Origin of the sequence: Mesorhizobium opportunistum WSM2075 (genome assembly GCF_000176035.2) — a bacterium.
Taxonomy (GTDB): Bacteria; Pseudomonadota; Alphaproteobacteria; order Rhizobiales; family Rhizobiaceae; genus Mesorhizobium; species Mesorhizobium opportunistum.
The window spans coordinates 101,920-125,914 of the sequence record NC_015675.1 but is presented as its reverse complement, the minus strand read 5'-3'; the positions used below and the strand labels follow the sequence as shown (position 1 = coordinate 125,914).

General features: G+C 64.1%; 23 protein-coding genes. 6 read left to right on the top strand and 17 right to left on the bottom strand.

What is annotated here, in order from left to right:
• The first annotated feature begins 1 nt into the window (after position 1).
• From MESOP_RS00575 to MESOP_RS00560, 4 genes are all read left to right on the top strand, one after another.
• Positions 2–1,009, top strand: a complete 1,008-nt coding sequence (locus MESOP_RS00575) for an ABC transporter permease subunit (protein WP_013891362.1) — start codon at positions 2–4, stop codon at positions 1,007–1,009.
• 70 nt (positions 1,010–1,079) lie between these two features.
• Positions 1,080–1,934, top strand: a complete 855-nt coding sequence (locus MESOP_RS00570) for an ABC transporter permease subunit (RefSeq protein WP_174324787.1) — start codon at positions 1,080–1,082, stop codon at positions 1,932–1,934.
• Between the two features lie 2 nt (positions 1,935–1,936).
• Positions 1,937–2,794: an ABC transporter ATP-binding protein gene (locus MESOP_RS00565; protein WP_013891360.1), complete on the top strand. Its 858-nt coding sequence runs from the start codon at positions 1,937–1,939 to the stop codon at positions 2,792–2,794.
• Positions 2,791–3,621 (top strand): dipeptide ABC transporter ATP-binding protein, encoded by an 831-nt coding sequence (locus tag MESOP_RS00560; RefSeq protein ID WP_013891359.1) that lies wholly within the window; start codon positions 2,791–2,793, stop codon positions 3,619–3,621. Before MESOP_RS00565 ends, MESOP_RS00560 begins: the two co-directional genes overlap by 4 nt.
• 115 nt (positions 3,622–3,736) lie before the next feature.
• Here the strand turns inward: MESOP_RS00560 and MESOP_RS00555 are convergent, their stop codons facing one another.
• From MESOP_RS00555 to MESOP_RS00540, 4 genes are all read right to left on the bottom strand, one after another.
• Positions 3,737–5,026 carry a cysteine desulfurase-like protein gene (locus tag MESOP_RS00555; protein ID WP_013891358.1) on the bottom strand — a complete coding sequence of 430 codons (1,290 nt, stop codon included), beginning with the start codon at positions 5,024–5,026 and terminating at the stop codon, positions 3,737–3,739.
• 49 nt (positions 5,027–5,075) lie between these two features.
• Positions 5,076–5,750, bottom strand: coding sequence for an amino acid ABC transporter permease (locus tag MESOP_RS00550; RefSeq protein WP_013891357.1), 675 nt, complete (start codon positions 5,748–5,750; stop codon positions 5,076–5,078).
• Positions 5,751–5,894: 144 nt separating this feature from the next.
• Positions 5,895–6,692, bottom strand: coding sequence for an ABC transporter substrate-binding protein (locus MESOP_RS00545; RefSeq protein WP_013891356.1), 798 nt, complete (start codon positions 6,690–6,692; stop codon positions 5,895–5,897).
• Between the two features lie 400 nt (positions 6,693–7,092).
• A complete protein-coding gene (locus MESOP_RS00540) occupies positions 7,093–7,854 on the bottom strand; it encodes an HpcH/HpaI aldolase family protein (RefSeq protein ID WP_013891355.1) in 762 nt (253 codons plus the stop codon).
• A 121-nt stretch (positions 7,855–7,975) separates the two neighbouring features.
• Here MESOP_RS00540 and MESOP_RS00535 point away from each other — a divergent pair, with 121 nt between their 5' ends.
• Positions 7,976–9,064: an LLM class flavin-dependent oxidoreductase gene (locus tag MESOP_RS00535; protein ID WP_013891354.1), complete on the top strand. Its 1,089-nt coding sequence runs from the start codon at positions 7,976–7,978 to the stop codon at positions 9,062–9,064.
• 1 nt (position 9,065) lies between these two features.
• Here MESOP_RS00535 and MESOP_RS00530 read toward each other — a convergent pair whose 3' ends face one another.
• From MESOP_RS00530 to MESOP_RS00470, 13 genes are all read right to left on the bottom strand, one after another.
• The gene (locus tag MESOP_RS00530) at positions 9,066–9,461 is read right to left on the bottom strand and encodes a RidA family protein (RefSeq protein WP_013891353.1); all 396 of its coding nucleotides are present in this window, start codon (positions 9,459–9,461) and stop codon (positions 9,066–9,068) included.
• 56 nt (positions 9,462–9,517) lie between these two features.
• Positions 9,518–10,666 (bottom strand): acyl-CoA dehydrogenase family protein, encoded by a 1,149-nt coding sequence (locus MESOP_RS00525; RefSeq protein WP_013891352.1) that lies wholly within the window; start codon positions 10,664–10,666, stop codon positions 9,518–9,520.
• Positions 10,667–10,744: 78 nt separating this feature from the next.
• Positions 10,745–11,557: an enoyl-CoA hydratase family protein gene (locus tag MESOP_RS00520; RefSeq protein WP_013891351.1), complete on the bottom strand. Its 813-nt coding sequence runs from the start codon at positions 11,555–11,557 to the stop codon at positions 10,745–10,747.
• Positions 11,554–12,024 carry a MarR family winged helix-turn-helix transcriptional regulator gene (locus MESOP_RS00515; protein ID WP_013891350.1) on the bottom strand — a complete coding sequence of 157 codons (471 nt, stop codon included), beginning with the start codon at positions 12,022–12,024 and terminating at the stop codon, positions 11,554–11,556. The genes MESOP_RS00520 and MESOP_RS00515 overlap by 4 nt, the downstream gene beginning before the upstream one ends.
• Positions 12,018–12,791 (bottom strand): SDR family NAD(P)-dependent oxidoreductase, encoded by a 774-nt coding sequence (locus MESOP_RS00510; protein WP_013891349.1) that lies wholly within the window; start codon positions 12,789–12,791, stop codon positions 12,018–12,020. The genes MESOP_RS00515 and MESOP_RS00510 overlap by 7 nt, the downstream gene beginning before the upstream one ends.
• Positions 12,788–15,082: a bifunctional salicylyl-CoA 5-hydroxylase/oxidoreductase gene (locus tag MESOP_RS00505; RefSeq protein WP_013891348.1), complete on the bottom strand. Its 2,295-nt coding sequence runs from the start codon at positions 15,080–15,082 to the stop codon at positions 12,788–12,790. The genes MESOP_RS00510 and MESOP_RS00505 overlap by 4 nt, the downstream gene beginning before the upstream one ends.
• Positions 15,083–15,225: 143 nt before the next feature.
• The gene (locus tag MESOP_RS00500; protein WP_013891347.1) at positions 15,226–15,825 is read right to left on the bottom strand and encodes a VOC family protein; all 600 of its coding nucleotides are present in this window, start codon (positions 15,823–15,825) and stop codon (positions 15,226–15,228) included.
• Positions 15,826–15,901: 76 nt separating this feature from the next.
• Positions 15,902–16,738, bottom strand: a complete 837-nt coding sequence (locus tag MESOP_RS00495; protein ID WP_013891346.1) for an ATP-binding cassette domain-containing protein — start codon at positions 16,736–16,738, stop codon at positions 15,902–15,904.
• Entirely contained in the window at positions 16,731–17,609 is an 879-nt protein-coding gene (locus tag MESOP_RS00490) for an ABC transporter ATP-binding protein (protein ID WP_013891345.1), read from the bottom strand. The genes MESOP_RS00495 and MESOP_RS00490 overlap by 8 nt, the downstream gene beginning before the upstream one ends.
• On the bottom strand, positions 17,606–18,454 hold the full coding sequence (locus tag MESOP_RS00485; protein WP_013891344.1) for an ABC transporter permease: 849 nt from the start codon (positions 18,452–18,454) through the stop codon (positions 17,606–17,608). Before MESOP_RS00485 ends, MESOP_RS00490 begins: the two co-directional genes overlap by 4 nt.
• Positions 18,447–19,454 carry an ABC transporter permease gene (locus MESOP_RS00480; RefSeq protein WP_013891343.1) on the bottom strand — a complete coding sequence of 336 codons (1,008 nt, stop codon included), beginning with the start codon at positions 19,452–19,454 and terminating at the stop codon, positions 18,447–18,449. Before MESOP_RS00480 ends, MESOP_RS00485 begins: the two co-directional genes overlap by 8 nt.
• A 212-nt stretch (positions 19,455–19,666) precedes the next feature.
• Positions 19,667–21,196: an ABC transporter substrate-binding protein gene (locus MESOP_RS00475; protein ID WP_013891342.1), complete on the bottom strand. Its 1,530-nt coding sequence runs from the start codon at positions 21,194–21,196 to the stop codon at positions 19,667–19,669.
• 111 nt (positions 21,197–21,307) lie between these two features.
• On the bottom strand, positions 21,308–22,882 hold the full coding sequence (locus MESOP_RS00470; protein ID WP_013891341.1) for a phytoene desaturase family protein: 1,575 nt from the start codon (positions 22,880–22,882) through the stop codon (positions 21,308–21,310).
• A 118-nt stretch (positions 22,883–23,000) separates the two neighbouring features.
• Here MESOP_RS00470 and MESOP_RS00465 point away from each other — a divergent pair, with 118 nt between their 5' ends.
• Positions 23,001–23,792, top strand: coding sequence for a cyclase family protein (locus tag MESOP_RS00465; protein WP_013891340.1), 792 nt, complete (start codon positions 23,001–23,003; stop codon positions 23,790–23,792).
• The last annotated feature ends 203 nt before the right edge of the window (positions 23,793–23,995 follow it).

Genomic DNA, 23,995 nt, shown 5'->3' with positions numbered 1-23,995 from the left:
CATGCTGCGTTATATCCTCGGTAAGCTCGCCCTCATCATCCCGACCTTCATCGGGATAACCATCCTCGCCTTCGGCTTCGTGCGCATCCTGCCCGGTGATCCGGTGCTGGTGCTCGCGGGCGAACGCGGCCTGTCGCCCGAACGCCATACGGCGCTGATGCATCAGTTCGGTTTCGACCTGCCGATCTGGCAACAATACCTGACCTATCTGACCAACATCCTCAGCGGCGATTTCGGCACCTCGTTTTCCACCAAGACGCCGGTGCTCAAGGATTTCCTGGTGCGGTTCCCGGCAACGGTCGAGCTCGCCATCTTCGCCATGATCTTTGCCGTCGTGCTCGGCGTCGCCGCCGGCATCTTCGCCGCGATCCGCCGTGGCTCCTGGTTCGACCAGCTCACCATGGGCACCGCGCTTGCCGGCTATTCCATGCCGATCTTCTGGTGGGGCCTGCTGCTGATCATCGTGTTCTCCGGCACGCTGCACTGGACCCCGGTTTCCGGCCGCATCGACCTTCTCTACTTCTTCAAGCCGGTCACCGGCTTCATGACCATCGATTCCCTGATCTCGGGGCAGAAGGGCGCCTTCCGCTCGGCACTGTCGCACCTTGTCCTGCCCACCATCGTGCTCGGCACGATACCGCTGGCCGTCATCGCCAGGCAGACGCGATCGGCCATGCTCGAGGTGCTGGGCGAGGACTATGTGCGAACCGCGCGCGCCAAGGGCCTGGCGCCGCGTCGCGTCATCGGCCTGCATGCCTTCCGCAACGCGCTGATCCCGGTCGTCACCACCATCGGCCTGCAGGTCGGCACGCTCCTGACCGGCGCCATCCTGACCGAGAGCATCTTCTCCTGGCCAGGCATCGGCAAATGGATGATCGACGCCATTTCCAAGCGCGACTATTTCACCGTGCAGGGCGGGTTGCTTTTGATCGCCCTCATCGTCATGTCGGTAAACCTTATCGTCGACGTGCTCTACGCCGTCATCAACCCGCGCATACGGGCGAATTGACATGACCAACGAAGGCCCAGCCACAATCGAAGCCGCGACCGTCGTCAAGCCGCAGGACGCGCGGCTGCAGATGTTCGCCGAGTTCTGGCACTACTTCTCCGTCAACAAGGGCGCGGTGATCGGCCTTTTCGTCTTCGCGCTGCTGATCCTGATCGCCATCTTCGCGCCGTTGCTCGCTCCGCATTCGCCTGACGACCAGTTCCGCGACTTCTTCCTGACGCCGCCGGCCTGGCAAGCGGGCGGCAATGCGCAGTTCCTGCTCGGCACCGACGCCGTCGGCCGCGATATGCTGTCGCGCCTGATCTATGGCTCGCGCTTCTCGCTCGCCATCGGCTTCGTCGTGGTCACGACGGCGCTGATCTCCGGCGTCATCCTCGGCCTGCTCGCCGGCTACTGCCGTGGCTGGGTCGACACGCTGATCATGCGCATCATGGACATCATCCTGGCCTTCCCATCGCTGCTCCTGGCGCTGGTGCTGGTCGCGGTGCTTGGCCCTGGCCTCGTCAATGCCATGATCGCCATCGCCTTCGTGCTGCAGCCGCACTTTGCCCGGCTCACCCGCGCCGCCGTGATGGCGGAAAAGAACCGCGAATATGTCATCTCCGCCAAAGTCGCCGGCGCCAGCCATCTCAGGCTGATGCTGGTCACCATCCTGCCCAACTGCATCGCGCCCTTGATCGTGCAGGCGACGCTGTCCTTCTCCAACGCCATTCTCGAGGCGGCCGCACTCGGCTTCCTAGGCATGGGCGCGCAGCCGCCAACGCCGGAATGGGGCACGATGCTGGCCGAAGCGCGCGAGTTCATCCTGCGCGCCTGGTGGGTGGTGACCTTCCCGGGCCTCGCCATCCTGATCACCGTCTTTGCCATCAACCTGATCGGTGACGGCCTGCGCGATGCGCTCGACCCCAAGCTGAAGAGGTCGTGAGCATGTCCCTGCTCGAGATCAAGAACCTTACCGTTTCCTTCGACACCGCGGCCGGGCCGTTCATGGCCGTGCAAGGCATCGATCTGTCGATCGAGCCGCGCGAGGTGCTGGCGATCGTCGGCGAGTCCGGCTCCGGCAAGTCGGTGTCGATGCTGGCGGTGATGGGGCTGTTGCCCAACACCGCGACGGTCAAGGCCGACCGCATGGCATTCGACGGCGTCGACCTCCTGAAGCTCAGCCCGTCCGAGCGCCGCAAGATCGTCGGCAAGGACATCTCGATGATTTTCCAGGAGCCGATCGCCAGTCTCAATCCGTGCTTCACGGTCGGCTTCCAGATCGAGGAGGTGCTGCGCTTCCACATGGGCATGGATCGCGCCCAGCGTCGGGCCCGTGCCATCGAACTGATGAAGCTGGTCGGCATCGCCGATCCGGAAGAGCGGCTGAGCTCGTTCCCGCACCAGATGTCCGGCGGCCAGTGCCAGCGCGTCATGATCGCCATCGCCATTGCCTGCAATCCGAAGCTGCTGATTGCCGACGAGCCGACGACCGCGCTCGACGTCACCATCCAGAAGCAGATCCTCGATCTGCTGGTCTCGCTGCAGGCCAAATACGGCATGGGCCTGATCATGATCACCCACAATATGGGCGTGGTGGCCGAGACCGCCGACCGCGTCATCGTCCAGTACAAGGGCCGCAAGATGGAAGAGGCCGACGTGCTGTCATTGTTCGAATCGCCGAAAAGCAATTACACGCGCGCGCTGCTCTCGGCCTTGCCGGAGAACGCCGTTGGCGACCGGCTGCCGACCGTTTCCGACATGCTGTTCGAGCCTGCGCCCTCTGCTGCGGGAGCCTCGGCATGAGCACCACCGTCCTCGAAGGCAAGAACATCGTCCGCGACTACCACATCGGCGGCGGGCTGTTCACCGGACCGCGCACCGTGCATGCGGTCAAGGGCGTCTCCTTCACTGTCGACAAGGGCAAGACGCTCGCCATCGTCGGTGAAAGCGGCTGCGGCAAGTCCACGCTCGCCCGCATCATCACGCTGATCGATCCGGCGACGTCGGGTGACCTGTTCATCGACGGCAACAAGGTCGATATCGCCAGGGGCGGATTGACCAGGGAGATGCGCCGCAAGGTGCAGATCGTCTTCCAGAATCCCTACGGCTCGCTCAATCCGCGCCAGAAGATCGGCGACGTGCTGGGCGAACCGCTGCTGATCAACACCGACAAGCCAGCCGCCGAGCGGCGCGACCTGGCGATGAAGATGCTGAAGAAGGTCGGCCTCGGCCACGAGCACTATAACCGCTACCCGCACATGTTCTCGGGCGGCCAGCGCCAGCGCATCGCCATTGCGCGCGCTCTGATGCTCAATCCAAGTCTTCTGGTGCTGGACGAACCGGTTTCGGCGCTGGACCTCTCCGTGCAGGCGCAGGTGCTCAATCTGCTCGCCGACCTGCAGGACGAGTTCCAGCTGACCTATGTCTTCATCAGCCACGATTTGTCCGTCGTGCGCTACATCGCCGACGACGTGATGGTGATGTATTTCGGCGAAGCCGTCGAATACGGCTCGCGCGACGAGGTCTTTTCAGACCCCAAGCACAGCTACACCAAGACACTCTTCGCCGCGACGCCGCGCGCCGACGTCGCCTCGATCAAGGCGAGACTGGCTAAGAAGAAGGCGGCCTGAGGTCGAGCGTCACCGTGCCAGGCGAAGGTGGTCCGTCGCGGAGACCGCCATACCGCGAAGATAGCGATCCTTCGCGCCCCCCTCTGTCCTGCCGGCATCTCGCGAAGAGATCAGCTCACGACAGCTTCGCAACAATTGCGCGCAACGCCTCGCCGAAACGGTGGATCTCCTCGACGGTGTTGTAATGGACCAGCGAGGCGCGGATGGCGCCGCTGTCCATCGACAGATTGAGCCGCTTCATCAGGCGCGGCGCATACATGTGGCCGTCGCGGATGCCGATCTGCATCTCGGCCATTTCCTCGACGATCCGCTGCGGCGACAGCTTGCCGATGTTGAAGCAGAAAGTTGGCACGCGCTCATGGATGCGTGCCTCGTCGGCGACACCGTAGATGGTCGCCCCGCACCCTTTCAGCACAGCCAGCATCTCGCGCGCCAGCACAAGCTCGTAGTCGCGGATGGCGCCCATGCCGGCGACGATGTTCTCGCGCCGCGAGCGGTTGTTGGAAGGTGCTAGATTGCGGCCGATCAGTTCCAGATACTGCACGGCGGCATCCATGCCCGACACGTTCTCGTAGATGAAGGTGCCGGCCTCGACCTTGTAGGGCGGCTCGTCGGGAATGAAATCCTCGCGGAAGGTCGGCAGCCGCTTCAGCGTTTCGAAGCGGCCCCACAGGAAGCCCATATGTGGCGAGAAGTTCTTGTAGCCGGAGCAGACGAGATAGTCGCAGTCCCAAGCCTGCACGTCGATCAGCCCGTGCGGTCCGTAATGGACGCAGTCGAGGAACACTTCCGCGCCGGCCGCGTGCGCGATCTTCGCCACGGATGCCACGTTGACGATTGACCCGATCGAATGCGCCGTCACCGTGCAGGCGACGAGGCGGGTGCGCTCGGAGACCAGCGGGCGCAGATCGTCGACATGCAAATTGCCGTCCTCGCGCATCCGCCACCACTTGAATTTGGCGCCGGCGGGTTCCAGCGCGAGCCACGTGGCGATGTTGGCATCGTGGTCCATGTCGGTGATGACGATCTCGTCGCGCTCTCCTTCCGTGTCCCTGGCAAGCATCTGGCCGATGCCGAGGCTGACCAGTCGGATGAACGAGGTGGCGTTCATGCCGAAGCAGATTTCCGCCGGGCTGTAGGCGTTGATCAGCAGCGCCACGCTCTCGCGCGCGTCGGCAACCGACTGGTCGACGGTGACACTGCGGCCATAGCGGCCGCCGCGCTGCACATTGTGCGAAACCAGATGGTTGGTCACCGCGTCGAGCACGCTCTGCGGGATCTGCGCGCCGGCGGCGTTGTCCAGGAAGATGAAATCGCCGGCCCGTTGCAGGGCGGGAAACATGGCGCGGATGGCGTCGACGGGGAACGCGGCGGCGCTCGCATTGTCGGTTTGGTGCTTGTTCACGGGCAGGCTCCTGCGAAGGACTTGGTCGGGGTGGGTTAGGTTGGCGAGGTCAGCGCGTCTTTTCGGTCTTGAAGCGGTCTTCAAGCAGGCTGACGAGACGGACCATCGGCCAGAGGAAGATGAGATAGACCAGCGCCGCGCCGATCAGCGGCGAGGGATTGGCGTAGAGCGACTGCGCATTGGTCGCTTCCTTGAGCAACTCCGGCAGCGCCACGGTCGAGGCGAGCGAGGTGTCCTTGAACATGGAGACGCAATTGCTGGTCATCGGCGGGATCACCACGCGGATCGCTTGCGGCAGCACCACCTTGCGCAGGGTCAAAAGGAACGGCAGGCCAAGCGCCTGCGAGGCCTCGAACTGGCCGCGCGGAATGCTCTCTATGCCGGAGCGGAACACTTCCGCCGAATAGGCCGACATGATGATGGCGAACGCCGTCACGGCGGACGCCCAGGACGACAAGCGAATGCCGAGGAAGGGCAGCGCGTAGTAGATCAGGATCAGTACCACCAGCACCGGCAGGGCGCGGAAGATGTCGGTGTAGCCGACCGCCAGCCACCGCAGCGGCTTCGGCGCATAGAGCCGCAGCAGGCTGATCACCAGGCCGATCGGGATGCCGATGCCGATGCTCAGGATTCCGAGCAGCAGCGTGTTCAGGAAACCACGCAACAGCGCCGGCAGGCTCGACGCGATGACATCGGCGTTGAAGAAAGTGTCGATCAGCGACATGGAAGCGTTCCCGAGAGCAAAGCATGCTCAGGTTGAAACCAGTTGACCCGCGCCTGCAGCGGGGCGGCCCGCGGCAGCCGATGCCGGAGCATGAAATGAGTCGTGCCGGCGTGGAAGGCCGGCACGATGTCAATGCATTGCCGCTCAGGCCTTCGGCAGCGGCATTTCCTTGACGGTCGACGAATCGGCCGGCGCGTCGCTGCCGAACCACTTCTTGTGGATCGCGGCCAGCGTGCCGTCCTTTTTCATCGCGGTCAGCGCGTCGTTCAGCTTGCCGAGCAGCGGATGGTCCTTGGTCATCATCAGGCCGTACTGTTCGCCGGTCTTGATGCGCTGCTTGACCTTCAAATCCTTCATCTTGGTGAAGGAGTATTCCATGCCCGGAATGTCGCTGACGGCGGCATCGACGCGGCCGGCGCTGAGGTCGAGCAGCAGGTTCTGCTGCGTGTCGTAGCCCTTCACGTCGCTGAAGCCGTCGGCTTCCTGGTGCCCCTTGACCCAGGTCTCGCCGGTCGAGCCCGAAAGCACGCCGACGATCTTGCCCTTGAGGTCGGCCTCGGTGTTGACAGCGCTGTCGGTCTTCGTCGCGATGCCCATGTCGGAATCATAGTAGGGCTGCGTGAAGGACTGCGATTTCAGCCGCTCCGGCGTGATGGTGATCGACGAGATCGCGACATCGATGCGCTTCGAGGTGGTGGCGGCGAACAAGGCCTGGAAGCCGAGATCGGCGATATCGGTGGTCATGCCTGCGCGCTTTGCCGCTTCGTTGACGATGTCGACCTCGAAACCCTCGAAGGTGCCGCTCTCGTTCTTATACTCGAAGGGCGGATTGGTTGGGTAGGCGCCGACATTGAGCACATCGGCGGCATAGGCGGTGGCAGGGCCGGCGGCGATACCGATGGTGGCCGCGAGCAGGATGAGATTGCGACGGGTGAGCTTCATTGTTGGTCCCTCTGGGGTGTTCCCTCTGGTTGTTGATCGGGCGGGTTCCCCCGCACGGTTTCTTGCCGCCCCACCTCCCAGCGGGGCGTCAATTCATGGCAGCGAGCCTGCGCGCGCGATTGGCGAGATTCTTTGTATGCGGATCACGGGCGCGCACGCCATCGAAAGCATAGCGCGCGTTCGACGATGACTGGGCCGGTACAAACGACAAGGACTGAACCCCCTCCCACCCCGAACTCCACGACGGACTGGCCAGCAACCCCTTTGGCACGGCAGTCGCCCATCGACTTTGAATGCTTATCCGAAGTGCCGCGCTTTTCAAGGCGAAAGTTTTAAGCTTAAAAAGCTTGGCTGGCCTGTTGCCTGGCCGATGCGCCTTTTTTGCCTGGCGGCGCCAGTCTCAAGCCAATTCGTCGCGTGCGGCGGCGCAGTTGGCGGCGGTGCCGGCGCCAAGAAACATCGTGTCGCTGGCCAGCACGAAGAAACTCGCCCCGATGGCCGCCCATCGGCCGACATTCTGCGGGCTGGCGCAAAATATGCCCGATGTCCTGCCATGGGCGACCGTCGCGCCGATAATCGTCCGGATTGCATCAGCGAGTCTGCCAGCGCCGTTCGGTCCGACCGCATCGATCGACACCGAGAGATCGCCGGGGCCGACGAAGACCACGTCGACGCCGTCCACGGCCGTGATCGCCTCGATGTTGGCCAACCCCTCCGCTGTCTCGACCTGGACCGCGACGACGATCCTGTCGTTGGCGCCGGCCAGATATTCGGGAATGCGATAGCCATAGCCGGCGGCCCGGCCGGGTCCGACGCCGCGCTCGCCCTTCGGCGGATAGCGAGATGCCTTCACCGCTGCTTGCGCCTGGGCGGCGGTCGAGACGCGCGGCACCAGCACGCCTTGCGCGCCGCTGTCGAGCGCGGCCTGGATCGCTTCCGGCGCATGGCCGGGAACGCGCACCATCGCCGGTACGCGGTGGACATCGGCCGCACGCACCATGGTCTCGATCATGTCGCGCGAAATCTGCGCATGCTCCCAGTCGATGCAGAGGAAATCGAGGCCGGACTGCGCCATCACTTCGACCGCGACGGGATGAGGAATGGCGGCGAAGGAACCGACGAGGTTCGTCCTGCCGATGCATTTCTGGCGGAATTCGCTCATGCCGTTCCCTTTTTCATGCTGCCTGGATTCATATCCGCAAACCATCGCCAGACGAAGCTATTTCATGCTTGAAATATTTTCGCAGGGCCGTAGCGTGCAATCTTCGCCGGGAGGTCGCGACATGAAACCACATCCCTTGCACGGCCCCAACAAACTGAAGCTCGGCGTCTTTTCCACCAATGCCGATGGCGGCCTGGCCATCACCGATGTGCCGGAACGCTGGACGGCAAGCTGGCAGGACAATCTGACGGCAGCGCAAATCGCCGACCGCGCGGGCCTGGAGTTCATGCTGCCGATCGCCCGCTGGCGCGGCTTTGGCGGCCGCAACAATGTGCGCGAATGGTCGTTCGAGACTTTTACCTGGGCGGCGGCGCTCGCCATGGCCACCGACCGGATCGGCCTGTTCATGACCGTGCATGTGCCGCTGGTGCATCCGCTCTATGCCGCCAAGGCGCTGGCAACGGTCGACCACATCAGCCAGGGCCGCGCCGGCCTCAACATCGTCTGCGGCTGGGACCCCAGGGAATTCGGCATGTTCGGCACGCCGCTCGTCGAAAAGGGCTACGACCAGGCTGCGGAATGGATCGAGATACTCGAAAGGCTTTATGCATCGGGCGAGCCTCTCGACTATGAAGGCACCTACTATCGCCTCAAGGAGGCGGTGAGCCGGCCGGCCAGCCTGCAGGTTCCGCGCCCGGTGACCATGAACGCCGCTTTCGGCGGCCCGGGCCGCGATTTCGCCGCCGCCCGATGCGACTATCTGTTCACGACCTTCTCGGAGATGGGCGATGCCGGCAAGCATGTCGCCGACATCAGCGAGCGGGCCGACAGAGTGGGCCGCAATGTCGGCGTCTACACCGTGGCGCATGTCGTCTGCCGCCCGACCATGGAGGAGGCGCAGGCCTATTACACGCGCTATGCCGTCGACATGGCCGACCACGACGCGGTCGATGCCCACATGGCCGGCAAGAAGGAATTCTCGCAGTCGCACGACCCGCATGCCTATGACCGCTACCGGCAGCGTTTCGCCGGCGGCGCCGGCACATATCCTTTGATCGGAACACCGGAAACGATCGCCGCCGACATGGCCGCCATTGCCGGGCATGGCTACCAGGGCATCGCCCTGTCCTTCGTCAATTACACGCAGGAGCTGCCCTATTTCTGCGATCACGTGCTGCCGATTTTGCGGAAGGCGGGGCTGCGCGCATAAATTATTCCGGAATCACCGCCGTCGCCTGGATCTCCACCTTGGCGCGGTCCTCGACCAGCGCCATCACCTGCATGGCGGCCATCGCCGGAAAATGCCGGCCGATCACCTCGCGGTAGGCCTCGCCGATCCCCCTGAGATTGGCCAGATATTCGGCCTTGTCGGTGAAATACCAGGTCATCGAGGTGATGTGCTGGGGCGTGGCGCCCGCCTCGGCCAGCACCGCGACGATATTCGCAAGCGTTTGCTTCACCTGGCCGACAAAGTCGTCGGTTTCGAATTGGCACTGCCCGTTCCAGCCGACCTGTCCGCCGACGAAGACGAGCCGCCCACGCGCCGCGACGCCATTGGCGTAGCCGACCGGTTTGGCCCAGCCCGCCGGCTGCAAAATCTCGTGCATTTCAAGCCTCCCGGTATTTCAAAAATTCAAGTCTCAAAATCGAATGCCGCTCGCCGTCAGGCCGCGCCCATCACTTGCCGCGCGATGACCACTTTCTGCACGTCCGAGGCGCCCTCATAGATGCGCAGCGCGCGGATCTCGCGATACAAGCTTTCGACGATATGGCCTTTGCGGACCCCGTTGCCGCCATGCAGCTGCACGGCCTTGTCGATCACCTCTTGCGCCTTGTCGGTGGCGAACAGCTTGGCCATTGCCGCCTCGCGCGTCACCCGGGCCGCGCCCATGTCCTTGGTCCAGGCGGCGCGGTAGATAAGAAGGGCCGCCGCATCGACGTCGAGCGCCATGTCGGCGATGTGTCCCTGCACCATCTGCAGTTCGCCCATCGGCGCGCCGAACAGCTTGCGTTCGGCCACCCTCTTGATGCTCTCATCCAGCGCGCGGCGGGCAAAGCCGAGCGCCGCCGCGCCGACTGTCGAACGGAACACGTCGAGCACCGACATGGCGATACGGAAGCCGTCGCCGGGCTTGCCGATCAGTGCGGAGGCCGGCAGGCGCACCTGGTCGAAGGACAGCCGCGCCAGCGGATGCGGCGCGATCACTTCGAGACGCTCGGCGATGCCAAGCCCTTTGGCGTCGCCTGGCACGAGAAAGGCGGAAAGCCCCTTGGCTCCCGGCGCCTCGCCGGTGCGGGCAAAGACGACATAGAGATCGGCGATGCCGCCGTTGGAAATCCAGGTTTTTTCGCCCGTAAGGACATAGCCGTCGCCGTCGCGGGTCGCCGTCATCTCCGTGTTGGCGACATCCGAGCCAGAGCGCGGTTCCGACAGGGCGAAGGCCGAAATCGCCTTGCCGGCGCGTGTCTTCGAAAGCCATTGCTGCTGCTCCGGCGTGCCGAACAGGCTGAGCGCGCCAGTGCCCAATCCTTGCATGGCGAAGGCGAAATCCGCCAACCCGTCATGCCGCGCCAGCGTCTCGCGCGTGATGCACAAAGTGCGCACGTCGAGTGGTCCGGGATTGTCGGTGTCGAGTGCCGTCGGTTTCAGCCAGCCGTCGCGGCCAAGTTTCGTCACGAGTTCGCGGCAGGCGGCGTCGACGTCGTGGTGATCGACGGGGAGGTTTTGTTGGCACCAGGATTCGAGGTTTTCGGCCAGTTCCCGGTGGCGGTCTTCGAAGAAGGGCCAGTTGAGGAAGGAACGGTCAGGCATTGGTGCCTCCGCGGTTGAGGCGTTGCGCTCTACGGCGCCCCCCTCTGTCCTGCCAACGTCTCCATTGAACCGCCCATCTCAATCCCCCTCGAACACCGGCTTTTCCTTGGCCACGAACGCCTTGTAGGCGCGCTCGAAATCGCGCGTCTGCATGCAGATCGCCTGCGCCTGCGCTTCGGCCTCGATCGCTTGGTCGAGGCCCATCGACCATTCCTGGTTCAACTGCGTCTTGGTGATGCCGTGGGCGAAGGTCGGACCGGAGACGATCCGCGCCGCCATGTCGAGGGCATCGGCCTCAAGCGCGGCGGCATCCACCAGCCGGTTGTAAAAACCCCAGCGCTCGCCCTCGGCGGCCGTCATCGTGCGGCCGGTGTAGAGCAGTTCAGCGGCACGGCCCTGGCCGATGATACGCGGCAGGATCGCGCAGGCGCCCATGTCGCAGCCGGCGAGGCCGACGCGGGTGAACAGGAAGGCGGTCTTGGCTTCCGGCGTGGCGATGCGGATATCGGAGCTCATGGCGATGATGGCGCCGGCGCCGACCGCGACGCCGTCGACCGCCGCGATGATCGGCTTGCCGCAGTTGAGCATCGCCTTGACGAAATCGCCGGTCATGCGGGTGAAGGCCAGGAGCTCTTTCATGTCCATCTTGACCAGCGGACCGATAATGTCGTGGACATCGCCGCCGGAGCAGAAATTGCCGCCGTTGGACAAGAACACGACGGCATCGACATCGTCGGCATAGACGAGGTCGCGGAACGTGTCGCGCAGTTCCGCATAGCTGTCGAAGGTCAGCGGATTCTTGCGCTCCGGCCGGTCGAGCCGGACCTTGGCGATCCTGCCCTCGACTTCCCACAGGAAATGCTTCGGCTTGAGCCCGGCCATCCCGGTCATTCGCGTCCCTCCCAGTTGCTGCGGAATGAGGTCAGCATGCCTGTCAGCCGTCGCGCGTCGTCCTCGCTGACCTTGCCCAGCAGTTCACCGATCCAGCCCTCATGCGCGGCGGCGATGGTGGCAAAGGATTTGGTGCCTTCATCGGTCAGCCGCACCATCGAGGTGCGGCGGTCGCCGTTGCGGCGCGCGCGGGCCACCAGCCCTTCCGAGACCAACCGGTCGACAATGCCGGTGACATTGCCGTTGGACACCAAAAGGAAGCGCGACAGGTCGCTCATCAGCATGCCTTCCGGGGCGCGATAAAGTGCGGCCATTACGTCGAAACGCGGCAGCGTCGTGTTGAAGTCCTTCTTCAGCCGCTCGCGCAGTTCGGCCTCGATGGTGCGCGAGGCACGCAGCAGCCTGATCCACAGGCGCAAGCGGTCCTTGCCGGGTCCCGATGGCGCGGGCAGGGGGCCGGCTACCATGTTTCACCTCCCGAGATGGAAATCGCCTGTCCGGTGATCGATTGCGCCGCATCGCCGCACAGCCACAGCACGGCAGCGGCGACCTCTTGCGGCTGGATGAAGCGGCCTTGCGGATTGGTCGAGGCAAGGCTCGCTCGCGCCTCGCCGGCCGAACGGCCGGTCTTCTGGATAATGCGCTGGATGGACTGTTCCAGCATGTCAGTCTCCACGAAACCCGGACACACGGCATTGACGGTAACGCCGGACTTGGCCGTCTCGGCGGCTAGAGCCCGCATCAAGCCGACGACGCCATGCTTGGCGGCGACGTAAGGCGCGACATAGGCATAGCCTTTCAATCCGGCCGTGGAGGCAATGAACACGACCCGCCCTGCCTTGCGCGCGGCCATCCCCGCCAGGGCCGGTTTCACCGTCAGGAAGGCTCCGGTCAAATTGACGTCCAGCGTGCGCTGCCAATCGGCGAGCGTCGTCTTGTGCGCCGGCGTGCTGCCGGCCATCCCGGCATTGGCAACGACAATGTCGAAGGCCCCGCGCGCGGCTTCCGCCGTCTTGTAGAGCGAAGCTATAGAATTTTCATCGGTGACATCGGCGACGATGCCAAAGATCCGATCGCTCTCGCCGGCCACCTTGGCAAGTTCGGCCTCCCGGCGACCGCAAATGGTGACGTCGATGCCGGCGCCCGCCAGCGCCAGCGCGATGGCCCGGCCGACGCCGGAGCCACCGCCAGTGACCAAAGCATGCTTGCCCGCGATCGTTGCCGGGGCCGTCATACTTTCAGCCCCGCGGCCGCATCGCGTTCGGCCAGGCGGTAGAGTTGGTCGCGTCCGGGCAGATAGGGATCGGGCCACTTCACGCCACGGTCGCCGAGCGTCACGGCGGCATGTAGCGTCCAGTAGGGATCGGCGAGATGCGGCCGGGCCAGTGCCACAAGATCGGCGCGGCCGGCCATCAGGATCGAATTCACATGGTCCGGCTCATAGATGTTGCCGACCGCCATCGTCGCCATGCCAACCTCGTTGCGGATGCGGTCGGAAAACGGCGTCTGGAACATGCGGCCGTAGACCGGTTTCGCCAATACCGATGTCTGGCCGGCCGAGACGTCGCAGATGTCGACACCGGCTTCATGCAGCAGCCGCGCGATCTCGACCGCGTCGGCCGGTGTCACGCCTTCGATGCCGACCCAGTCATTGGCCGAGATGCGCATCGAGATCGGCTTTCCCGCCGGCCAGGCGGCACGCACCGCGCGGAAGATTTCGAGGGGATAGCGCATGCGGTTTTCCAGCGAACCGCCATATTGATCCGTGCGTCGGTTGGTGACCGGCGTGATGAAGGACGACAACAGATAACCGTGCGCGGCGTGGATCTCGAGCATGTCGAAGCCGCAGCGATCGGCCATCTCGGCCGAGGCCACGAACTGGTCGCGCACCCGGTCCATGTCGGGGCGGTCCATCGCCTTCGGCACCTGATTCTGCGGCGACCACGCGACGGCAGAAGCCGCCATGACCGGCCAGTTGCCGGAGGTCAGCGGCACGTCGGTGCCTTCCCAACCGAGCCGCGTCGAGCCCTTGGCGCCGGAGTGGCCGATCTGGGCGCAGATCTTGGCCTCGGTCTCGGTGTGGACGAAATCGACCAGCCGCTTCCATGCCACCTCGTGTTCGGGCGCGTAGAAACCGGGACAGCCGGGCGTGATCCGTCCCTCGGGGCTGACGCAGGTCATCTCGATATAGATGAGGCCGGCGCCGCCCTTGGCCCGCTCGGCATAATGGGTGAAATGCCAGTCGGTCGGGCAGCCGTCGACGGCCTTGTACTGCGCCATCGGCGAGACGACGACGCGGTTGCTGAGCTGCATGTCGCGCAGCTTGAACGGGGCGAACATCGGCGCGCGGCGCAGGCTGTTGCCGCCGGCGCCGGCCTGGCGCTGGAACCATTCTTCCGCGCCACCCAGCCATTCGGCATCGCGCAGCCGCAAATTCTCGTGGCTGATGCGCTGCGAGCGGGTCAAAAGCGAATAGTTGAACTGCACCGGATCGAGGCCGAGATAGCGCTCGACCTCCTCGAACCATTCCAGCGAGTTGCGTGCCGCCGACTGCAGCTTCAGCACCTCGGTGCGCCGCGCATCCTCATATTTGCGGAAGGCTGCGTCGAGATCCGGTTCGGTCTCGACATACTCGGCCAGCGCCACGGCGCTTTCCAGTGCGAGCTTGGTGCCGGAACCGATCGAGAAATGCGCCGATGCCGCCGCGTCGCCCATCAAGGCCAGGTTCTTGTAAGACCAGCGCTCGCACAAGACGCGCGGGAAATTGATCCAGGCCGAGCCACGGATGTGGTTGGCATTGGTCATCAGCGAATGGCCGCCAAGATGTTTGGCGAAGATCTTCTCGCAAACGGCGATCGATTCCTGCTGCGTCATGGCGCCGAAGCCGAAGTCGGCCCAGGTCTGTTCGCTGCACTCGACGATGAAGGTCGCGGTGTCGCTGTCGAACTGGTAGGCGTGCGCCCACACCCAGCCATGCTCGGTCTTCTCGAAGATGAAGGTGAAGGCGTCGTCGAATTTCTGGTTGGTGCCGAGCCAGACGAACTTGCACTTGCGGGTGTCGATGTCGGGCTTGAAGACGTCGACGAAGCTGTTACGTGCCCTGGAGTTCAGCCCGTCGGCGGCGACGACCAGATCATGTGTCTCCATGTAGGCTTTGGGATCGGCGATATCGCTCTCGAACATCAGCTTGACGCCGAGCTCGCGCGCGCGCCGCTGCAGCAGGATCAACAGCCGCTTGCGGCCGATGCCGCAGAAACCGTGGCCTGAGGAGACCGTGCGCACACCGTCATGGATGACGGCGATGTCGTCCCAATAGGCGAAATGCTTCTTGATCCAGACGGCGCTGACCGGGTCGTTCTTCGACAGATTGTCGAGCGTCTCGGCCGACAGCACGACGCCCCAGCCGAACGTGTCGTCGGCGCGGTTGCGCTCGTACACCGTCACATCATGCGCGGCGTCCCTGAGCTTCATCGAAATGGCAAAGTAGAGGCCGGCTGGTCCGCCGCCGAGAACCGCAACCTTCATCCGTGCGATCTCCTCTTCGCTTGCTGCATCTCAAGTATCGCGCCGGAAGCCAGATATTTCAAGCTTAAAGTTTTATGCCGAAATCATTGGTCAACATCGGGGCGGCGCGCTTGCGTGTCGCTCCGCAAGCGCGCCGCCAAATATCACTTTTCCGGGTTCTTGGGGCTCCACAGCACGGTCTCGGCGCCCTTCTCATAGGCCATCCCTTCTGGATAGCTGATCGCTTCCAGTTGCAGTCCCCAGGGCGCCTGGAAATAGAGGATGGTCTGGCCGGCGGCGGGCCCTTCCTTGACTGGCAATGGACCCAAGCGTGTCTTGACGCCCTTGCCATCGAGATAGGCTTTGGCGGCGGCGACATCGTCGACATAGAAGGCGATGTGGAAGCCGCCGATGTCGCTGTTCTTCGGCGTCAGGTCCTTCTGGTCGGGCGCGGTGTATTTGAACAGCTCGATGTTCGATCCATAGCCGCAGCGGACCATGGTAACCTGCTCGATGACAGCCTTGGGATCGACACCCAGGAGATCCTGCATGAAGGTGCCCTTGTCGTCGGCGAACGGGCCGAACGACATCGCCTTCTTGCAGCCGACCACTTCGGTGAAGAAGTCGACCGCTTGCTTCATGTCGGGAACGGTGATGCCCGTGTGATCGTGGCCGCGCATGCCCGGGATCGAGCCGGCGGTGGCCATGCCGGCGCTGCCGAGCATCGCGGCGGCGAGCGTTGCAATTGTGATTGTGGTCTTCATGTCGGTCCTCTCCATTGACGGGACTTGGGTCCTTGTGGTCGCACGTCCGGACCCGCTCTTCGGCGTGCGTATGCATTCATGTCGGCGCCTTGGCGGCGGAAGGAATGTCCAGCCAGCCCGCATCGATCTCGGGCAGCGGAATGGCCGCGATGAGGTCGCGCGTGTAGGCCTGCCGCGGCTTGTCGAACAGCGCGTCGGTGGCGCTCGCCTCGACAATCACCCCTTCGCGCATGACAATCACCTGCTGGCACAGCCGCCGGATGACGGACAGATCGTGGCTGATGAAGGCGACCGTCAGCCCCATCTCCGCCGCGAGCTTTTCCAGCAGGGTGAGGATCTGCGCCTGCGTCGACACATCCAGACCCGAGACGATCTCGTCTGCCAGCACGAATTTCGGCGACAGCGCCAGTGCGCGCGCAATGCCGACGCGCTGGCGCTGGCCACCAGACAGTTCGTGGCGGTAGCGGCTGGCAAAACTCTGCGGCAGGCCGACACGTTGCAAGGCCTCGGCGACGCGGCTCTTGAGGTTGTCGCCAAGGCCGTTCTGCTTGAGCGGAGCGGCGATGATGCTGGCAATGGTGCGACGCGGGTTGAGCGAGGACATCGGATCCTGGAAGATCATCTGCAGGTCGCGGCGCAACGGCCGCAGCTCCGTCTCCGGCAGATGCGTGATATCGCGGCCGTCGAAGCGGATGCTGCCGGCGCTGGGTTCCGAGAGCCGCACCAAAGCACGGCCGAGCGTCGACTTGCCGGAACCGGATTCGCCGACGATGCCGGTCACCGATCCCCTCGGCAGGTCGAAGTCGAGACCCTTCAGAATCTGGGCTAGGGGTGCGCGGCCGATCAGCGGCTTGCGCGTCATGTCGGGCAGCGCGACCTTCAGCCCGCGCACGCAAAACAACGGCTCAGCCATGCGGTCGCCTCCAGGCCTGGTCGGCAGCAGCGATCTCGGCGGCGAGCCCGGCCAGCACCGTCTCGTCCACCGGTTTCAGCGAGGCGAGTGGGTCGGTGTAGAGCGGCGTCGCGGCCATCAGCGCCCTTGTGTAGGGATGCCGCGGCGAGGCGAAGAGGTCAGCCGTCTCGGCCTCTTCCACCACTTTGCCGGCATAGAGCACCGATACCTTCTGGCTGATCTTGGCGACGACGCCGAGGTCGTGGGTGACGAACAGGATCGCCGTGCCATGCTCGCGCTGCAACTCAGCGATCAACCGCAGGATCTGCTTCTGCACGGTGACGTCGAGCGCCGTCGTCGGCTCGTCGGCAACGATCAGCCTTGGCTCGGCGGCGAAGGCGGCGGCGATCAGCACGCGCTGGCGCATGCCGCCGGAAAGCTCGTGCGGATAGCTTCTCAGCACGCGGTCGGGGTCGCGGATCTGCACCTCGTCGAGCAACTGGCGAATTCGAGTATCGGCCTTCTCTGCGCTCCAGCCGAGAATGCGTACCAGCCGGTCGGTCATCTGCGAGCCGATGCGGCGTGACGGGTTGAGTGCGGTCAGGGGATCCTGCGGGATCAGAGCCGTGCGCGCGCCGATCAGCGTGCGCCGTGCCTTGGGCGCTAGCTTGCCAAGATCCTCGCCTTCGAGCCGCATGTCGCCTTCGACGATGCGCACGCTCGACGGCAATACGCCGAGCACCGCCTTGCCGATCATCGTCTTGCCGGCGCCGCTCTCGCCAACCAGAGCTCGGACCTCGCCGGGCTGTACCGAAAGTGAAACCGAGCGCAGCACGCGTTGGCCGTTCGGCAGCAAGGCGCTCAGATTGGCGATATCGAGACAGGCGCTCATCGCAGCACCGGATCGAAACGCGTCTTCAGCGCTTCGCCGAACTGGCTGAACGACAGCACGGTGAGGATCAGCGTGATCAGCGGAAACACCAGCACCCACCAGGCCTGATGGATCGAAAGCCGGCCCTCGGCGATGATGCCGCCCCAGGTCGGATCGTCGGTCGAGATCGACAGGTTGACGAAGGACAGGATGGCCTCGACGATGACGGCGATGCCCATTTCGAGCGACAGCAGGGCCACGATCGACGGCACTACATTGGGCAGTACTTCGCGCAGCATGATGCCGATGCGGCCATAGCCGGCGATGCGGGCATTCTCGACATAGTCCATGCGCGACTGGCCCATCGTCTCGGCCCGGATCACCCGGCAAAAACGCGTCCAGTCGATGACGGCAATGGCGATGATGACGGAGCTCAGGCCGGTGCCGAGCACGGCGACCAAAAGGATGGCGAACAGCACCGGCGGGAACGCCATCCAGACATCGACGATGCGCGAGATGATGCGGTCGGCCCAGCCGCCGAAATAGCCGGCGATCAGCCCAAGCGTCGAGCCGACCAGGCAGGCGGCGATCGCAGCGGCAAAGGCGACGATAAAGGCGATGCGTCCGCCGAAGATAAGCCGAGACAACAGATCGCGACCAAGGCTGTCGGTGCCGAGCCAATAGCCGGGTTCGGCTCCATCGATCCAGAACGGCGGCAGCCGCTCCAGCATCAGATCCTGCGCCAGCGGATCCTGCGGCGCGACCAGCGGTGCCAAGATCGCCGCCAGAAGCGCCAGCAGCAGCCAGCCGCCGGCCAGCCACAGCCTGGGACTTAACCCGCGTCGTGAGGTGCGTGCCTCATCCATGGCGCAGCCTCGGATTGAGCAGCGCATACATCATGTCGACGGAAAGGTTGATCAGCACGAACAGCAGCGCGAAGACCAGCACGATACCCTGGATCAGCGGCAGGTCGCGATTGATGACGGCGTCGATCGCCATATTGCCGAGGCCCTCATAGGAAAACAGCCGTTCGACGATGACCGTGCCGCCGATCAGGAAGGTGAACTGCACGCCGACCAGGGTCAGCGTCGGCAAAGCCGCGTTCTTCAGCGCCTCTCGCAGAATGACCTGCGTTTCCGAAAACCCCTTCACCCGCGCCAGCACGACATAGTCGAGGTCGAGCACTTCCTTCAGCGACTGCTTCAGCAGCTGCGAGATGATCGCCGCCAGCGGCAACGCCAGCGCCACAGCCGGCATCAGCATGTGCTTCAGCAGGTCCCAGGTCAGGTCGAAACGCAGGCGTAAAATGCTCTCGAACAGATAGAACTGGGTGACGAAGGGCAGGTCGAGCTGCGGCGACACGCGGCCGGAAATGTCGAAGATCGGCACCAGCACGCCGAACAAAAGGATCAACACCAGGCCCCACAGGAAGTCGGGAATGGACAGTGCCGCCCCGCTGGCGATGTCGATGCCGGCCTCGACCGCGGTGCCGCGTTCACGAGCGCCGAGGACCGCCGTCGTGCCGCCGAGCGCCACCGCCATGACGAGCGCGACGATGGCGAGTTCCAGCGTCGCCGGCAGCCGGTTGAAGACAAGGCCGAGCACATCTTGCCTGAGCGAAATCGAGGTGCCGAAATCGCCCCGGGCCACGCCGGACAGCCAGATGAAGAATTGCTGCACGATCGTCTTGTCGAGCCCATAGAGCGCCCGCAGCCGGGCAATGTCGGCATCGGTCGCGCCGGGCGGCAGCATCATCGCGATCGGATCGCCGGGCGCGACGCGGATCACGACGAACACGACGACGGCCACGCCGAACAGCGTGATCAGCATCGTCAAAAGACGGATCAGGAAACGTTGCAGGAGCATGCCGGCGTAAGCCCAGTGCGTCTGATGGAACGAACGGCCCCCTCATCCGGCCGCTTCGCGGCCACCTTTTCCCGACGGGAGAAGAGGTCACGGATGGCTGCGCCCGTTCCTTCTTCCCGGCGGGGAGAAGGTGGCCCGAAGGGCCGGATGAGGGGGCCTGCGTAAGTTGGAGAGGCACGCCGTCTTTGCGACGGCATGCCTCCTAGCTTGCCTCAGGCCGGGGTCATCAAGGCCGGCAAAAGGGCGCCGGACACATGCTGGACCACGTTGACGCCCTTGGCATGCACGATCGGCTGCGCGTACTGCATCAGCGGCAGCACATAGGCCTGCTCGGCGATGTATTTGTCGACCGCCTTCCAGCCGGCAATGCGCTTGGCTTCGTCCTTCTCGCCCCATAGCGGGTTGATCATGTCGATCAGGTCCTGGCTGTCCCACACGGAATGCGGGCTCGGGCCATACATGGCAAAGCCGGTCGAAGTGGTTGGGTCGCCGATGGCATTGCCCCAATTGTAGAAGGCGGCTGGCGCCAGCTTGTCGGCGGCGCGCAATTCATAGTGCTTGGCGATTTCGTAGACCTCGATCGTCGCCTCGATGCCGACCTTGCGCCACATGCCGACGATCGCCTGGATCATCTCATAGTCCTTGGGCTTGAAGCCCTTGGTCGTCTGGATGGTGAACTTGACCGGCTTCTCGGGCGAATAGCCCGAGGCTGCCAGCAATTCCTTGGCCTTTTCCGAATTGTGCTCGACCTTGATCGAGGCGTCGAAGGCCGTATACTCCGGTGTCTCCAGCGTAGCGATCGGCTGGCCATAGCCCCGCAGTAGCCGCTTGACCAGAAGCTCCTTGTCCACCGCCATGACGGCGGCTTGGCGGACATTCTTGTCCAGCATCGCTTCAATGTCGTTGAAGAAGATCATGCCAATGTCGGAAACCGGCTTGCACGAGCCGGCAAGTCCCTCCTTGGCGATCAGCCGGTCATACTCCTCATAGGGGATTTCGAGCGTCACCTGCGAGGAGCCGGACTCGATCTCGGCGACGCGGCTCGCCGCATCGGCGACGAACTTGATCGTCACATTCTCGAAGGCCGGCTTGCCGCCCCAGTAGGTCGGATTAGCCTTCAGCCGCAGGAAGGCATTGCGCTCGAACTTCTCGACCATGTAGGGGCCGGTGCCGATCGGCGCTTTCTCGAAACCTTCGGCGCCTACCTTCTCGTAATAGGCCTTGGGCAGGATGTAGCCGGTCAGGAACGACATCCATTTGAAATAGACCGGGTCGAACTGCACGACATCGCCGGTGATCTTGTTGCCGTCGATCTTGAAGTTGTTGACGTTCTTCCAGACGAACTGGATCGGGTTGCCGGTCTTTTCGTCGCCCGCCCGCTGCAGCGACCACACCACGTCCTCGGGCGTGAAGGGCGAGCCGTCATGCCATTTGACGCCTTCGCGCACCGTCATCATCACCTTGGTGCGGTCGTCGTTCCAGCCCCATTCGGTGAGCAGGCCCGGCGCGAAGGACAGGTCCGGCTTCTGCGGGATGAACTGGTCGAACACCGACTGGTAGAGGCCCTGGATCGTCGGGTTGACCGCCGAGGGTCCGGTCGTCGGATCCCAGGACGGTAGGTTGACGTTATAGGCGATGGTCAGTTCGCCGGCGGCAGCCTTGGCGATCTGTGGCAGGCCGACGGCGGCCACCCCGAGTGCCGCGGCACTGTATCCCAGCAATTCGCGTCTGTTGATTGTCATGGTCGTTCCCCTTGTTGGTTATTGTCGTTGCGCGGCGGTGTCGGTTCATTGTCTCAGGCTTCGTGGGCAGCAGCGCCTTGCCTCCTCGTCGCCTCCATAAAATCTTCGGGCCTACCTCCCGCCAAGCTGTTGCGCGAGCATGAAGCCCGAGGCCGCACCGGTGCCCGCGCCCGGCCATGTCGCGGCTCCGGTGAGATGCAAATTGGCGACCGGCGTGTTCCAGCCGGCATAGCCGTGTGCCGGGCGGAACAAAAAGTTCTGCGCCAGATGGTGGCTGCCGCAGACCTGGTCGCCACCGACGAGGTTCGGGTTCTCGCGTTCGAGATCGATGGGCGAAAACACCGCCCGGCCGAGGATTTTACTCCGCAGGCCGGGCGCATAGGTCTCTATGATGTCGAGCACCCGGTCGGCGTAGACATCCTTGATCTGGTCCCAATGCGCGGGCGCGATCTTGCCGGCGGCATCGCCGAGGATTTCGGCGGGCAGCATGCGCACCTGCACCCACAGCACATGCTTGCCCTGGGGCGCGCGCGACGAATCGATCGCTGTAGGCTGGCCGACGACCAGCACCGGTTCGTCCGGCAGCATGCCTGCCATCGCCTGCTGGTAGGTGCGCGACATGGCGTCGAGCGACGGCGACAGATGCACATAGGCGAACTGCCGAAGTTCTGATCCCGCGCGCCAGTCCGGCAAGTCGTCGAGCGCCAGGTGGATCATCATCGTGCCCGGCGCATGGCGGAATTTCTGCATCGCCGTGTCGAAGCCGCTATCGCCCGAACCGTTCGCCAGCAGCTTGCCGGTCAGCGCCTTGGGCGCGACGCCGGCGATGACCGCCTTGGTGGCTGCATGCGTTTCACCCGAAGCGAGCCGCACACCGGTCGCCTTGCCGGCTGAAACCGTGATTTCCGCCACCTCGGCGCCGGTGACGATCCTGCCGCCGGCGGAGGTGACCATGCCCGAGAGCGCCCGGATGATGGTGTCGGCGCCGCCCTTGCCGAGCACCATGCCGAAGCTCTGGTTGGCCATCGATTCCAGATAGGGAAAGACGGCGCCGCCGGCGATGTCCGGCGCGAAGTCGAGATGCATGCCCCAGGTGGCGAGCGTCGCCCGCACATGCGGCGACTCGAAGTTTTCCTCAAGCCAGGCGCGGGGTGAGGACAACAGCAGCCGGCCAGTGTCGAGCGCGCCGGCAATGCCCTTCTTGCGCCACAGGGTCCACGCCGTGCCGGCCAGTGCGCGGGCGCTCATCGGCGAGCCCAGCAGCCGGAAAAGATGCTCGGCCTCGGCCGGGAAGGCGGCAACCAGCCTGCGCCATGCTGCTGCATCGGCGGCGGAGAAGGCGGCCATGCGGCTCGCGGTTTTCTCCAGGTCGTTGCTGACGCCGAACCAGCGTCCGTCCGGAAAGGCGCTGGCGAAACAGTCGGCGACCGGCGCGAACTCCAGCCTTTGGGCTTTCAATTCATTTGCATATTTTCGGTGGAAGGCGGAGCCGGCGAACAGGCTGAGATTCATCGCGCCGAAATCATGACGGAAGCCTGGAAGCGTATACTCGCGCGTCTGGACGGCGCCGCCGATTGCTGCGCTGCGCTCGAAAATCCCGGTTTTCCAGCCTTTGAGCGCCAGATGCGCGGCGCATGCCAGACTGTTGTGGCCCGCCCCGACAAAGATGGCGTCGAACTCGCTCACGCCCCGTTCCCATTTCCTTTATGCTTAAAGATAATTGCAGATGCATATGTTTTCGTCTAGTAGGATATTAAGGGCCGAGACGAGCCTTGATCATCATCGAAAAGAGGGAACAGAGACCATGGACACCCAAAAACTCCTCGGCGAGGTCGCCGGCCAGTTGCTTTCAGGCGCCATCAGGGTGGTCGACCTGTCGGCGCCGCTCGGGCCGGACACGCCCTTGATCAAGCTACCGCCGGAACTCGCCGTCGACACGCCGAAGATCGAAATCCACAACATCTCCCGCTATGACAAGAACGGCCCGTGGTGGGCATGGAACTGGCTGAAGCTCGGCGAGCATTCGGGTACGCATTTCGATGCGCCGCAGCATTGGATCAGCGGCAAGGACTATCCGGACGGCGCCACCGACACCATTCCGGCACAGAACTTCGTCGGCCCGGTCAATGTCATCGACTGCTCGAAGGAAGCCGCCGCCGACCATGATTTCCTGCTCACCGTCGACCACATCAAGGCATGGGAAGCCGAGCACGGCGCGATCAATGCCGGCGAATGGGTGGTGATGCGCACCGACTGGTACAAGCGCAACGGCTCTGAAGCCGAGTTCCTCAACGCCAACGAGACCGGCCCGCACACGCCCGGCCCGACGGCCGAAGCCATCCAGTTCCTGATCGGCAAGAACATCAAGGGCTGGGGCTCGGAGACGATCGGCACCGATGCCGGCAAGGCCGGCGGCATGGAAACGCCATTCCCGGCGCATACGCTGATGCACAAGGCCAACCGCTACGGGCTGGCCAGCCTTTGCAATCTCGACCAGTTGCCGCCGAAAGGCGCCATCCTGATCGCCGCGCCGCTGAAAATCGAGCACGGCACCGGCAGCCCGATCCGCGCCCTGGCGCTGGTGTCGGGAAAATAGGGCGAGATGGGTCTTCGGGAGAAGATCATGAGTGAAGGCGATGCGTTGGTGACAGGTGAGGGGTGGCAGGCTTGCAACGCCGCCACTCTACGGCGCCCCCCTCTGTCCTGCCGGACATCTCCCCCTCCTGGGGGGAGATTGGCCGTCACGATCGTTTTTGCCAATTTACGACGTGACAAGAATGGGTGGGGCGCTGGAGCTGC

Coding starts and splice junctions, on each gene's coding strand:
- MESOP_RS00575 (WP_013891362.1), top strand. CDS start 2: ATGCTGCGTTATATCCTCGGTAAGCTCGCCCTCATCATCCCGACCTTC.
- MESOP_RS00570 (WP_174324787.1), top strand. CDS start 1,080: ATGTTCGCCGAGTTCTGGCACTACTTCTCCGTCAACAAGGGCGCGGTG.
- MESOP_RS00565 (WP_013891360.1), top strand. CDS start 1,937: ATGTCCCTGCTCGAGATCAAGAACCTTACCGTTTCCTTCGACACCGCG.
- MESOP_RS00560 (WP_013891359.1), top strand. CDS start 2,791: ATGAGCACCACCGTCCTCGAAGGCAAGAACATCGTCCGCGACTACCAC.
- MESOP_RS00550 (WP_013891357.1), bottom strand. CDS start 5,750: ATGTCGCTGATCGACACTTTCTTCAACGCCGATGTCATCGCGTCGAGC.
- MESOP_RS00545 (WP_013891356.1), bottom strand. CDS start 6,692: ATGAAGCTCACCCGTCGCAATCTCATCCTGCTCGCGGCCACCATCGGT.
- MESOP_RS00540 (WP_013891355.1), bottom strand. CDS start 7,854: ATGAGCGAATTCCGCCAGAAATGCATCGGCAGGACGAACCTCGTCGGT.
- MESOP_RS00535 (WP_013891354.1), top strand. CDS start 7,976: ATGAAACCACATCCCTTGCACGGCCCCAACAAACTGAAGCTCGGCGTC.
- MESOP_RS00530 (WP_013891353.1), bottom strand. CDS start 9,461: ATGCACGAGATTTTGCAGCCGGCGGGCTGGGCCAAACCGGTCGGCTAC.
- MESOP_RS00525 (WP_013891352.1), bottom strand. CDS start 10,666: ATGCCTGACCGTTCCTTCCTCAACTGGCCCTTCTTCGAAGACCGCCAC.
- MESOP_RS00520 (WP_013891351.1), bottom strand. CDS start 11,557: ATGACCGGGATGGCCGGGCTCAAGCCGAAGCATTTCCTGTGGGAAGTC.
- MESOP_RS00515 (WP_013891350.1), bottom strand. CDS start 12,024: ATGGTAGCCGGCCCCCTGCCCGCGCCATCGGGACCCGGCAAGGACCGC.
- MESOP_RS00510 (WP_013891349.1), bottom strand. CDS start 12,791: ATGACGGCCCCGGCAACGATCGCGGGCAAGCATGCTTTGGTCACTGGC.
- MESOP_RS00505 (WP_013891348.1), bottom strand. CDS start 15,082: ATGAAGGTTGCGGTTCTCGGCGGCGGACCAGCCGGCCTCTACTTTGCC.
- MESOP_RS00500 (WP_013891347.1), bottom strand. CDS start 15,825: ATGAAGACCACAATCACAATTGCAACGCTCGCCGCCGCGATGCTCGGC.
- MESOP_RS00495 (WP_013891346.1), bottom strand. CDS start 16,738: ATGGCTGAGCCGTTGTTTTGCGTGCGCGGGCTGAAGGTCGCGCTGCCC.
- MESOP_RS00490 (WP_013891345.1), bottom strand. CDS start 17,609: ATGAGCGCCTGTCTCGATATCGCCAATCTGAGCGCCTTGCTGCCGAAC.
- MESOP_RS00485 (WP_013891344.1), bottom strand. CDS start 18,454: ATGGATGAGGCACGCACCTCACGACGCGGGTTAAGTCCCAGGCTGTGG.
- MESOP_RS00480 (WP_013891343.1), bottom strand. CDS start 19,454: ATGCTCCTGCAACGTTTCCTGATCCGTCTTTTGACGATGCTGATCACG.
- MESOP_RS00475 (WP_013891342.1), bottom strand. CDS start 21,196: ATGACAATCAACAGACGCGAATTGCTGGGATACAGTGCCGCGGCACTC.
- MESOP_RS00465 (WP_013891340.1), top strand. CDS start 23,001: ATGGACACCCAAAAACTCCTCGGCGAGGTCGCCGGCCAGTTGCTTTCA.